The 11,218-nt window shown below is 68.0% G+C and carries 11 protein-coding genes; 8 read left to right on the top strand and 3 right to left on the bottom strand.

Annotated features, from left to right (window positions below):
- Positions 1-65 precede the first annotated feature (65 nt).
- On the bottom strand, positions 66-1,034 hold the full coding sequence (locus tag ACFQQD_RS05830; protein WP_378087179.1) for an SDR family NAD(P)-dependent oxidoreductase: 969 nt from the start codon (positions 1,032-1,034) through the stop codon (positions 66-68).
- A gap of 32 nt (positions 1,035-1,066) precedes the next feature.
- The gene (locus ACFQQD_RS05825; protein ID WP_378087176.1) at positions 1,067-2,020 is read right to left on the bottom strand and encodes an SDR family NAD(P)-dependent oxidoreductase; all 954 of its coding nucleotides are present in this window, start codon (positions 2,018-2,020) and stop codon (positions 1,067-1,069) included.
- A 261-nt stretch (positions 2,021-2,281) separates the two neighbouring features.
- Between ACFQQD_RS05825 and ACFQQD_RS05820 the strand changes: the two genes are divergently transcribed.
- The 8 genes from ACFQQD_RS05820 to ACFQQD_RS05785 all read left to right on the top strand — a co-directional run bounded on the left by ACFQQD_RS05820 (position 2,282) and on the right by ACFQQD_RS05785 (position 10,042).
- Positions 2,282-3,304: an IclR family transcriptional regulator gene (locus ACFQQD_RS05820; RefSeq protein ID WP_378087174.1), complete on the top strand. Its 1,023-nt coding sequence runs from the start codon at positions 2,282-2,284 to the stop codon at positions 3,302-3,304.
- Positions 3,301-4,944: a mycofactocin system GMC family oxidoreductase MftG gene (mftG, locus tag ACFQQD_RS05815; protein ID WP_378087172.1), complete on the top strand. Its 1,644-nt coding sequence runs from the start codon at positions 3,301-3,303 to the stop codon at positions 4,942-4,944. Before ACFQQD_RS05820 ends, mftG begins: the two co-directional genes overlap by 4 nt.
- Before the next feature lie 219 nt (positions 4,945-5,163).
- Entirely contained in the window at positions 5,164-5,283 is a 120-nt protein-coding gene (gene mftA, locus ACFQQD_RS05810) for a mycofactocin precursor MftA (RefSeq protein WP_378087170.1), read from the top strand.
- A complete protein-coding gene (gene mftB, locus ACFQQD_RS05805) occupies positions 5,283-5,588 on the top strand; it encodes a mycofactocin biosynthesis chaperone MftB (protein WP_378087168.1) in 306 nt (101 codons plus the stop codon). The genes mftA and mftB overlap by 1 nt, the downstream gene beginning before the upstream one ends.
- A gap of 4 nt (positions 5,589-5,592) precedes the next feature.
- On the top strand, positions 5,593-6,837 hold the full coding sequence (mftC, locus tag ACFQQD_RS05800; protein ID WP_378087165.1) for a mycofactocin radical SAM maturase: 1,245 nt from the start codon (positions 5,593-5,595) through the stop codon (positions 6,835-6,837).
- A 43-nt stretch (positions 6,838-6,880) separates the two neighbouring features.
- Positions 6,881-7,645, top strand: coding sequence for a mycofactocin biosynthesis peptidyl-dipeptidase MftE (mftE, locus tag ACFQQD_RS05795; RefSeq protein ID WP_378087163.1), 765 nt, complete (start codon positions 6,881-6,883; stop codon positions 7,643-7,645).
- Complete coding sequence (gene mftF / locus ACFQQD_RS05790; protein ID WP_378087161.1) at positions 7,642-9,153, top strand: mycofactocin biosynthesis glycosyltransferase MftF; 1,512 nt, start codon at positions 7,642-7,644, stop codon at positions 9,151-9,153. The genes mftE and mftF overlap by 4 nt, the downstream gene beginning before the upstream one ends.
- Positions 9,154-9,253: 100 nt before the next feature.
- The gene (locus tag ACFQQD_RS05785; RefSeq protein ID WP_378087159.1) at positions 9,254-10,042 is read left to right on the top strand and encodes an IclR family transcriptional regulator; all 789 of its coding nucleotides are present in this window, start codon (positions 9,254-9,256) and stop codon (positions 10,040-10,042) included.
- A gap of 54 nt (positions 10,043-10,096) precedes the next feature.
- Here the strand turns inward: ACFQQD_RS05785 and ACFQQD_RS05780 are convergent, their stop codons facing one another.
- Positions 10,097-11,188 carry a zinc-binding dehydrogenase gene (locus tag ACFQQD_RS05780; RefSeq protein ID WP_378087157.1) on the bottom strand — a complete coding sequence of 364 codons (1,092 nt, stop codon included), beginning with the start codon at positions 11,186-11,188 and terminating at the stop codon, positions 10,097-10,099.
- Positions 11,189-11,218: the final 30 nt, after the last annotated feature.

Genomic DNA, 11,218 nt, shown 5'->3' with positions numbered 1-11,218 from the left:
TCGGCCAGTCCACATCGGACCAGCCGGCCCCTCTTGACCGCGTCAGGCTGGGAGTGAGGCCGGGATCAGGTGGCGTCGTCTTCGTCCAGGCTGATCAGTGGGACCGGGCCGGCCAGGTCCTCCGCCGCAGCGGGAATGTACGCGAAGTTCCGCGCCCTCGCGCCGCCGTCGACCACCAGGTCCGTGCCGGTGATCAGACGCGCGTAATCCGAGCTCAGCCACGCCACGGCGTGTCCGATGTCCGTGGGGGTACCGGTGGTTCCCATGGGCACCATGGGAGCGCGGTCGCCGGACCACCGGGTGGGACGGCGCCACGGTTCGTCGCCGACCGCTCCGCCCAGCCCGCCACTGGTCGCCCGGCCCCCGCTGCCGGACGGAGCCCCCTGGGCCGGTGAACCGCTGCGGGGCGGGGATTGCAGCACGCCGGTGACTCCCGCGGCCACGAGTTCGGGATTGTCCGGGGTCGGCGCCGTCGGAGTGAAGCTGTTGACCCGGATGCCGTAGGGCGCCAAGTCCATGGCGGCGGCCCGGACGAAGTTGTTCACGCCGCCCTTGTTGAACGCATAGGCAATCACGCCAGCAGTGCCGCTCCAACCGTTGGACGAGGAGACACACACGATGGAGCCCCGGATCTCCCGCTCCGCCATGGCTCGGCCCACATGCTTGGTGTTGAGGAAATACCCCAGGGAGGACACCCGGACGGATCGTTCGAAATCCTCGGCGGTCTCATCCAGAACGCCCTTGCCACCCAGCAGCGCCGCGTTGTTCACCAGGATGTCGATCCGTCCCCAGCGCTCGAGCACGGCGTCCACATAGCCCTTCACCTGCTCTTCGTCGGTGACGTCGCCGGGAGCCGCCATGGCCGTGCCACCGTTGCGTTCGATGCGGCGGATGCAGGCGTCGATCGACTCGGTCGAGACGTCATTGCACGCCACCTTGGCCCCGTAGCGGGACAGGGCCAGGGCGATGCCACTGCCGATGTTCGGGCCGCAACCGGTGATCAGTGCGACTTTGCCGTCCAGATTGATGTCCACGGTGATTCCTGTCTGCAGGGGGATGCGTTGATTCAGCTCTGTTCCGGAGGCTGACGCAAGGGGAAGGGGGTGAGCCCGCCACCGTCCACCGGGATGGCCTGTCCGGTGACGTAGCCGGCGTCGGGCGAGGCCAGGTAGGACACCAGGGCCCCGATGTCCGCGGGACGACCGACGCGGCCGACCGGGATGTTGCGGCCGCGCTGGGCCAGGGTCGATTCAACATCGAGATCGGCCGAAGGGTCCAGGATCGCGCGGCTGGTCGCCACGAGACCCGGGCAGACCGCGTTGACGGTGATGCCCCACGGGCCGACGTCCATGGACAACGCGCGGGTCAGTCCGATCACCGCGGCCTTGGACGCCGAGTAGGCCACCGAGAACGGTGCCGAGGACAGCCCCGCCATGGAGGAGATGTTCACGATCCGCCCGTACCGAGAGGCACGCATCAACGGCACCGCTGCACGGCACATGGCATAGGTTCCGCGCACATTCACGTCGATCAACAGGTCGAAGGCCTCATCCGGCACCTCTTCAATATCCCGCCGATCGGCGCCCTGCGGAGCGGCCGCGTTGTTCACCAGGATGTCCAGACGCCCGAAGCGGTCTTGCACGGTCTTCATGATGCCGGCCACGTCCGCCCGGTCGGAGATGTCGCCCAGCGCCGTGGTGACGTCCACTCCGTCTTGACGCAGCTCGTCCGCGAACTCCTCCAGACCGCTGGGTGGCGTCTCCTTCAGGAGGCGCTGGCGGTCATTGGCGACGCCCCTCGGCTCGCGGTCGGTGATGACCAGCGCCGCACCACGAGCAGAGAGTGCACGGGCGATTCCCTGGCCCATCCCGTCCGGCTTGCCACAGCCGGTGACCACGGCCACCTGACCGTTCAGGTCACGGCCGTCGGCCTGGTCGCGACTGGCCGTGCCGCTGGCCGTCCCGTGGGCCACGCCGTTCGCACCCTCGTCGGTGCCCTGACTGTTGCTCTGGTCCGTCATGGGATCATCTCTCTGCTGTCGAGGTCATGAGTGTGAAGGCGTCATTGGCTTCATCGATCTGAGCAGTGAATCTAGGGTGCGCGTCCGCGGCGCACAGCCGTGATTCCCCTGGACGGAAGACGGCGTCCGGCCACCGTTGCTTCCGCCGGATGGAAATCCGTCGCGTGTCGGAACGGCGCATCCCACCATGGAATGACTCCGGATACACCTGTCTCCGGGCCGCACAGCGGTATCCCGCATCGCCCCGAAAGGAGCCGACCGATGGCTGAGAGCATGACCGGCGGAGCCATGCCGTGTGGTGGCCCGACGCCGGCCGGGGCACCGATGACGCCGAGCCCGTCCACCGCCTCCGCTGCCCAGCGGCACACCCCGCGAGCCGGGTCGGCGTCCACTCCCCCGGAAGCGCCGACGGAACCGGACTCGGAGGCCGCCGCCTCCGCCGCAGGGCAGCGCTCGGAGGCAGGGGTACTCCGGGACGCGCAGTCCCCGGACGATCGCCGCACGGCTGCCGGGCGAGTCCTGTCAGTGCTGGACACCTTTGACCAGGACCACCTGGAGCTCACGCTCAGCGAGATCAGTCGCCGCGCGGGATTGACCCTGAGCACCGCGCATCGTCTGGTCGGCGAACTGCGGGAGTGGGGGGCCCTGGAACGCCTTCCGGACGGGCGCTACACGATCGGAATGCGCGTGCTGGAACTGGGAACCCTGGAACCGCAGATGCTGCAATTGCGAGACGTCGCTCCGGCGTACCTGGCTGACCTGCAGTCCGCCGTTGATGCCAACGTGCACCTCGCCGTGCGGGACGAACATGACGTGGTCTACGTGGAGTCCCTGCAACGCACCACCGGAGCCCACGTGCTCAGCCGTCTCGGAGGGCGGTGGCCCCTCCATGCCACGGCCACGGGAATGGTGCTCTTGGCGTTCGCCCCCTCGGCCGTGCGCGATGAGGTGCTCAACGGCCGGCTGAAGCGCTACACGGACAGCACCATCACCGACCCGGAGGTCCTGCGCCGGCTCCTGGCCGAGGTCAAGCGGACGGGGGTGGCCGTCCTGCATGAATCGATCACGACGGGGGCCTTCGCCGTCGGCGTGCCCGTGCGCGGACCACGGGACCGGACGATCGCGGCACTGAGTGTGACCATCAAGCGCGACGGCGATTTGACCGTCCACCACGTCCTCCCGGCCCTGAACGCCACGGCCCGCGCCCTCTCCCGTGCGTTGGGGGCGCCGTCAGCACAGCGTCCCGGGCGTCCTGACGCGCCAACACGTCCCTACAGCGCATGAGCGACGCGCAGTCCGACCGGCAGGGTATGACCCGGTCAGGTCCTGATCCTCAGCACCGCCCCGACGTCCTGGTGGTGGGTGCCGGCGGCGCGGGGGCGCCGTTCGCCGCGCGGATCAGTGAGGAGCAGAGCCGGACAGTACTGGTCCTGGAGGCCGGGCCGGTGCCGCTGGCTCAGCCGGGATTCCCCGCGGACGTGCTGAACGCCGCCGCGCTGCCCACCGTCACCGGCCCGGGACCGCATTCGTGGTGGTACCGCTCCGAGGTGGCTCCCGGACAGGAGTACGACGTCGGCCGCGGCCAGGGTGCCGGCGGCTCGACCGCGGTCAACGGCGCCTACTTCGTCCGCCCCCGCATCACCGACCTTCGGCGATGGGCGGCCGCGGGCAATCCGGACTGGGCACCGGATCAGGTCCTGCCTGTGCTGGCAGCGCTGGAACGCGACCGACAGTTTGCCGACACTGCGGGTCACGGAGGCGAGGGGCCGGTCCCGGTGGATCGCCAAGCCTTTGCGCCGTCACCCATGGCGGAGGCCTTCGCTCGGGCCGCCTCGGGCCTGGGCCATCAGCCTCTTCCCGATCTCAATGACATCCATGCCCTCTCGGGACACGGTCAGCTGCCCCTCAACGTGGAAAACGGCGTCCGGATGAACACCGGTCTGACCCACCTGCTGCCCGCACTCCGCCGACCCAATCTGACGGTGTGGGGTGGGGCTCGTGTGCTGCGCGTCCTGATCAGTGCCGGACGGGCCACGGGGGTCGAGGTCGAGGTGGACGGACGGCTACAGCGGATCAGCGCCGGCGAGGTCGTCTTGGCTGCCGGAGCCGTCCGCTCCCCCCATCTGCTGATGATGTCGGGCATCGGGCCGGCGCACGACGTGGCGAAGGCGAGAATTCAGGTTCAGGTGGACTCCCCCGGCGTCGGGACCTCGTTCTCAGACCATGCTGATCTCACCGTCACCGCTCCGCTGAGGCGCCCCGCGCGGCCGGGGCCGCGGGACCCTCTGTTCGCCTGGGCCCTCAATTGGGCGGCCGCCCCCCTTGGTCTGGGCGATGCTGAAGAGAGCCGGAACGAGACGGGCGAGAGCTCCGGCCACGCTGGAGATCTGGAGATCCTGCCCCTGTTGCGTCCCTTCTCCGTGCTGGCGGGTGCGGACGAGGGTACCGAGCTGCCCGTCATCGTGGCGTTGCAGCGACCGGTCAGTCGGGGGCGGCTCTACCTGAACGACGCGGATCCCTCCTCGTCGCCCATCGTGGAATACCACCACCTGTCCCAGGACGAGGATCGTCGTCGCATGCGGGAAGGACTGCGTACCGCCGTCGAGCTCCTGGTCTCGGACGAACTCGCCGAGTGGGTGGACCCCGAGTCATGGGACCGAACCGTGTTCGATCGGGACCGGGACCTGAACGCCTGGATGGTCGAGAACCTGGGCACAGCGGTCCACATGGCCGGCACCGCGCCCATGGGTCCGGACCAACGGCCGGGAACGGTCACCGACCACCACGGCCGAGTCCACGGCGTGGAGGGGCTCCGCGTGGTGGACACGTCGATTCTGCCGGAGGTTCCGAGCCGAGGGCCGGCCGCCACGGCTGTCCTCCTCGGTGAACACCTGGGCGGTCTCTTCATCAACGACCATCAATGACCATCAACGACGGTCACGAAGACCACCACTTCCGCCTCACGGATGTGGCCTCCCATCTGGCAGAAGGCATCCCTAGCATCGGAACACGCCATCCAGAACACCACCTCACACTGCAGAACAAGTGCCTATCTTCATAGACAGTTGCGGCATTCATCCGTAGTGTTCTGGATCACAGGGGCCTGCATGTCAGGCCACGGATTCGCCGAAAGGAACCAGACCATGCCTGAGCACAATCTTCCCTCCCGCCAGTCGGTCACCGAAACCGAGGGCCAGACCACCCAGGACGTCGCGGAGCTGATCGAGGAAGTCTCCATCGACGGGATGTGCGGCGTCTACTGATGACTGCCCTGCCCCGCCCGGACGGCGCGGAGACGACCCGTTCCCAGTTGGTACTGGCGGGTTCGGTCTCCGTGCGACCGGAGCGCTTCGGCGCGCTCCTGTACGACTTCCGCACCCGGAAGCTCATGTTCCTCAAGACCCCACGGCTCGCCGCCGTGATCGAGTCAATGGACGGTGACCGGACCGTGGCGGAATGCTTCGACGCCGTGGAGGCCGGACCCGAAGAACGGGCCGGCCTTGTCGGCGTCATCGACCACCTGCTGAGCATCGGAATGCTGCAGTACGCACCAGTCACGAAGGAATGAGCACATGACGGCGCTTGCCACCCAGGACCAGCCAGCCACTCGCCTGGTCGACTACTTCGAGAAGGGCCTCGAGGCTCCCATCTGCCTGACCTGGGAGCTGACCTATGCGTGCAATCTGTCCTGCGCGCACTGTCTCTCCTCGTCCGGCCGACGGGACCCCCGAGAACTGACCACCGAACAATGCGAATCGGTCATCGACGAGCTTGAGCGCATCGGCGTCTTCTACGTCAATATCGGCGGTGGAGAGCCGACGGTTCGCCCGGATTTCTGGCACCTGGTGGATTACGCCGTCGCCCATCACGTGGGCGTGAAGTTCTCCACGAACGGCGTCCGGATCGACGAGGCCAACGCCCGTCGACTGGCTGCCACGGACTACGTGGACGTCCAGATCTCTCTGGACGGCGCCACCCCGGAGGTCAATGACTACATTCGTGGCCCCGGCTCCTATGACACCGCGATCCGAGCCCTGGACAACCTGCAGAAGGCCGGGTTCCGGGACGCGAAGGTCTCCGTGGTGGTCACCCGGCAGAACGTCGGCCAACTCGATGAGTTCAAGGAGATCGCCGACCGCTACGGCGCCACCTTGCGGTTGACGCGCCTGCGCCCCTCCGGACGCGGCGCCGATGTGTGGGATGAACTGCACCTGGTCGGCGACCAGCAGCAGCAGCTCTATGACTGGCTGGTGGCCAACGGGGAGAACGTCCTCACCGGTGACTCGTTCTTCCACTTGGCTCCGCTCGGCGGCGCCCTTCCCGGACTGAACCTGTGCGGCGCCGGCCGCGTGGTCTGCCTGATCGATCCCATTGGCGACGTCTATGCCTGCCCGTTCGCCATCCACGAGGAGTTCCTGGCGGGCAATGTGCTCGACGGCAACGGCTTCACTGGTGTCTGGCGGGATTCCGCGCTGTTTGCCGAGCTGCGCAATCCGCAATCGGGCGGGGCCTGCTCCTCCTGCCAGTTCTTCGATTCCTGCCGTGGTGGGTGCATGGCCGCGAAGTTCTTCACCGGACTGCCCATGGACGGCCCGGACCCGGAATGCGTGCTCGGCAACAGCGAGGAGAAGCTGAAGGAGACGCGGACGGTTCCGGACGCCAGCCAGGACCACTCTCGGCCGTTCGCCACCAAGAACGAGCCGGTGCTGGTGCAGTTGATGCGCCGCAAGCCCGATGAGCCGCCGGCGCAGCCACCCACCTCGGCCTGCGCGGAGAGTCCGCTGGCCGGGTTCTCTCCCGGCTCCGGACTACGCTGACGGACCCCAGCTCCTTGTCCGTCACTGATCCGGTGGCGAGCTGGTGACGAGCGCAGCCGGGCTGTCCGAGCTTCGCTCGCCGCAGACCGCCGTCCGAGCCGAAGACGGAGCCCATCACGAGACCAGGCCCCGTCCCGCCGGAACGCTCATCGTCCCACTGGGTTCGATCGAGCAGCATGGTACACACCTGCCCCTGGGAACCGATGGAATCATCGCCGAAGCACTGTGCCGCCGGGTGGCCTCCGGGCTCACCGCTGCGGACGGACCCGGGTCGCCGTGGTTCCTGGCACCACTGATTCCCTTCGGTTCCAGCGGTGAGCACGAACAGTTCCCCGGCACCGTTTCCATCGGCCACGCCGAGCTCGGCGGCTACCTGGTCGAGCTGGCCCGGTCGGCCACTCGGTGGTGTCCGCGCATCCGCTTCGTCACCGGCCATGGCGGCAACGCACCGGCGCTGCGTGGTGCCTGCCGACTCCTGCTCCGAGAGGGTCGGGACGTCGCCTGGACCGGTCTGGACCCGGCGGACGCCGACGCCCATGCCGGCCACACGGAGACGTCACTGCTGCTGCATCTGGCGCCGGAACTGGTTCGGATGGACCTGGCGGCTCCGGGTCGGCTCGATCCACTGGAGAAGATCCTCCCGGACTTGGTCCGCGACGGAGTGCAGGCCGTGAGCCCCACGGGGGTGCTGGGCGATCCCACCACCGCTACGGCCGCCGAGGGCGCGGTGCTGGCCGAACAGGCGTGCGCCGACCTCTCCCATCGCTTGACCCACAGCCTTACCGACGACGGCGGTCGCCTGGCATGACGCACCAGCTCCCCACCCCGCCACCCGACAGCACGGCCGTCCTTCCGAACGGTTCCCGGGTCCGCCTGGCCGCTCGGCGGTTTCCCGGTGGCCTGCTCGAATCGACCCTGCGCCCGGCCCTGGCACGAATCCACGTCGACGAACGATCACTGCCCCCCGCCCAGGGCATCCTGGAGGTGGACGGCCCAGCCAGTGCGGCATTGGCCCGTCGCCTGACGGATCAGGATCTGGCCGTCACCGTGCCCTCCGCCCAGCCGGAACCACCGTGCCTGACCCACCTGTCCGTCGTCGTGCCCGTGCGCGACCGCGCGGAGGCGCTGGACCGGCTGCTCTGCCGACTTCTCGGCGGCCTCCCGGAGGAACGCCGGCCCCGGGTGATCGTCGTCAACGACGCCTCAGCGGATGCTCCACGACTGTCGGCGGTCACGGCGCGTCACGGCGCCCACCAGGTCGATCTCCCGGTCAATGTCGGGCCGGCCGGTGCTCGCAACGCCGGCCTCGCGCATGTGGAGACCCCTTTCGTGGCGTTCGTGGATTCCGATGTGGCCGTGACGGCAGAGCAGTTGGAACGGCTTCTGGCGGAGTTCTCCGATCCACTGCTGGCGGTGACGGCACCACGAGTGGTGGCGCCGAGAACTCCGGCACGGACGAGAACCGATCCCCCGGCATGGGGCGTCCACGCGGCGCTGGCACGGTACGAGCGGTGGATGGGGCCGCTGGACGTGGGCAGCACGCCTGGCCTCGTGGGTCCGTCCCGGCGGCTGACCTACGTGCCGTCGGCGTGCTGGGTGGCACGCACCTCAACTGTGGGCGACGGCTTCAGCGCGGAGCTGCGCGTCGGCGAGGACGTCGATCTGGTGTGGAGGCTGACAGACGCCGGCTGGCGCGTCAGATACGTCCCCGACGTTAACGTGGCCCACACCACCCGAGAGGACGCGGCCGGCTGGTGGCGTCAGCATGCCGGCTACGGCCTCAGTTCCGCACCCCTCGCACAGCGCCATCCCGGACGTTTGGCTCCTGCTCGGTACAACGCGACCGGACTGGCGGTCGCCGCCTCCATGATGGCGCCCTGGCCCGTCTTCGCACTGACCTCGGCGGCCGCCTATTCGTTGTCCTGGTGGCGACTCAGACGGCGCATGGACCGGTTCGACTCGGCCGATGCCGTCGCCGGGCGACTGGCCTGGGCGGGCCTGAGCGCCAACGTGGGACAAACAGCATCCTGGTCGTGGCGCTACGGCCTGCCGGTGCTGCTTCCCGCCGCGCTCGTCTGCCGACCGGCACGCCGACTACTGCTCCGCGGACTCGTGGTGGACACAGTGGTCACCGTCAGCCGGCGTTCCCGGCGGAACGGTGACGTTCTGGACGTCTTGGCCGTGGTGGCCGGTGCGGCAGCGCTGCCCGCACGAGCCGCAGAGAACGCGGCGTTCGCCTGGGGCGTGCTGAGCGGGTGCCTCCGATACCGCACGCTGGCGCCGCTGATCCCCGCCCTGATTCGTCGCCCGTCCTGAGGAAACCGATATCAGTGCGGACACAACGGCAGAATTGCCTATCCACATAGTGGATCAATGGCTAGACTGATGTGATGCCCATCACGCTGAAGGAGTCGCCTTGACATCGCAGTCAAAGCCCACAGCAGCCGGCCGCGTCCTCGCCATTCTGGACACGTTCACGGACCGCCATGACAGCTTGACCTTGAGTTCGATCGCCCGGCGCGCCGGACTAACCCTCCCCACAGCTCACCGACTGGTCGGTGAGCTGACCGAATGGGGTGCCTTGCACCGCCAGCCGGACGGTGAGTACACCATCGGATTGAAGGTTCTGGAGCTCGGCTCGCTCGCCGGTCACCGTCTGCGCCTGAAGCAACTGGCCCACCCCTTCCTCCACGGCCTGCACCACGCCACCAAGACGAACATCCACCTCTCGGTGTCCATGCAGCAGGACGTGCTGTATCTCGAGTCGATGCTCGCTCCGGGCGGGGCTCCGGTGACCAGCCGCTTCGGCGGCCGGTGGCCGATGCACGCCACCGCCACGGGTCGTGTCCTGCTGGCCGCGGCGGCGCCGGAGACTCTGGACGAGCTGCTGAACAAGCCGTTGATCGCCTATACGCCGTCCACGGTGACCGATCCCAGCCAGTTGCGCCAGGTGTTGGCGGAAGTGCGTCAACGGGGGGTGGCCGTCGCCTACGACCAGATCATCGACGGGGTCATTGCGCTGGCCGCTCCGATCGCCGGTCCACACGGACGGACGGTCGCCGCCGTCGGGATCACCGCGCCGAAGGACCAGTTCACTCCGCACCAGCTCATCCCGCCCCTGATGACCACGTCGAAGCGCATCTCCGAAGCGCTCAACGGCCCCGATGACGACGGACACCTCGAGCACGAGCTTCAGTCGGCTTGAGGGCGCCGCGCGACGCGGTGGCGGACGACGCTGAGCCCTCCGCTTCGAGGCGGGCTAGTCGAAGACCACCACGGTGCGCCCGGGGTGAACAGCCATGTCGTCAAAAGCGCCGTTCACCTCGGACAGGTTGATGGTGCGCGAGACCAAGGCGTCGAGGTTGAATCGGCCCTGCCGGTATAGATCGGCATACCGTGGAATGTCACGCTTGAAGTTGCTGTTGCCCATCAGCACCGGCCTGATAGTGGCTTGCCGGAACAAGGCCTCCGGTCCAATGTCCAGGGACCACGTACTGCCGGGCGCGGACATACCGACAATGGCCATCTCTCCGCCCTGTGCCACCATGTCGTAGGACTGCGCGGTCACCGCCGGGATCCCTGCGACGTCGAAGACGTTCGTCACCCCTCCTCCTGAGAGTTCACGGACGGCCTGGACCGGATCCGTCTGAGCGCTGTTGACCACGTGAGTCGCGCCCATCTCCCGAGCAAGTTCGAGCTTGGAATCCACCACATCGAGCGCGATGACCTGCGCGGCCCCCGCGAATCGGGCGGCCGCGATGGCGCTGAGCCCGACTCCGCCGCAGCCGACCACCGCAACGGTGGAGAACGGACGGATGCGGGATCCCTCGATCACCGCCCCGGCCCCGGTGATCACCCCACACCCCAGAATGCAGGCCACCTCGTGTTCCACCGGTTCGTCCAGCTTCACCAGGTTGTTCTGGTGTACCAGAATCTCTTCGGCAAAACCGGCCAGATCCATGTTCTGCGTGACCGGGCGGCCGTTCCAGGTCAGCCTGGGTGGTTGTCCAGGGTCTCGCGCGACGGCGTCCCGGTGCTTGCAGAGGTTGATCTGCCCGTCGATACAGTCTGGGCATTCGCCACAGTGCGCCTGCAGGCAGGCGATGACCTGGTCACCCGGCTGGAACCGAGTGACCTCCTTGCCCACTTCAGCGACAATGCCGGAGATCTCGTGCCCGAAGACGGCCGGCAGTTCCAGACCCATGTCATGGGTCGATGCGGTCAGGTCGCTATGGCACACCCCGGAGGCTCTGACCTGGACTTTCACCTCGCGATCCAGCGGGGTGTCGAGTGAGATGTCGCCCAGAATGAACGGAGCGGCGACTTGCTCCATGAGTAGCGCTTGCGCCATGGGAGTTTCCTTGAAAGTGGTAACGAATGG

The organism is Citricoccus sp. GCM10030269, from assembly GCF_042665635.1.
Lineage (GTDB): Bacteria > Actinomycetota > Actinomycetes > Actinomycetales > Micrococcaceae > Citricoccus.
This window is presented reverse-complemented; position numbering and strand designations above follow the sequence as displayed.

Bases quoted from the DNA above. Each gene is read 5' to 3' on its own strand.
- ACFQQD_RS05825 (WP_378087176.1), bottom strand. From the start codon at position 2,020: ATGACGGACCAGAGCAACAGTCAGGGCACCGACGAGGGTGCGAACGGC.
- ACFQQD_RS05820 (WP_378087174.1), top strand. From the start codon at position 2,282: ATGGCTGAGAGCATGACCGGCGGAGCCATGCCGTGTGGTGGCCCGACG.
- mftG (WP_378087172.1), top strand. From the start codon at position 3,301: ATGAGCGACGCGCAGTCCGACCGGCAGGGTATGACCCGGTCAGGTCCT.
- mftA (WP_378087170.1), top strand. From the start codon at position 5,164: ATGCCTGAGCACAATCTTCCCTCCCGCCAGTCGGTCACCGAAACCGAG.
- mftB (WP_378087168.1), top strand. From the start codon at position 5,283: ATGACTGCCCTGCCCCGCCCGGACGGCGCGGAGACGACCCGTTCCCAG.
- mftC (WP_378087165.1), top strand. From the start codon at position 5,593: ATGACGGCGCTTGCCACCCAGGACCAGCCAGCCACTCGCCTGGTCGAC.
- mftF (WP_378087161.1), top strand. From the start codon at position 7,642: ATGACGCACCAGCTCCCCACCCCGCCACCCGACAGCACGGCCGTCCTT.
- ACFQQD_RS05780 (WP_378087157.1), bottom strand. From the start codon at position 11,188: ATGGCGCAAGCGCTACTCATGGAGCAAGTCGCCGCTCCGTTCATTCTG.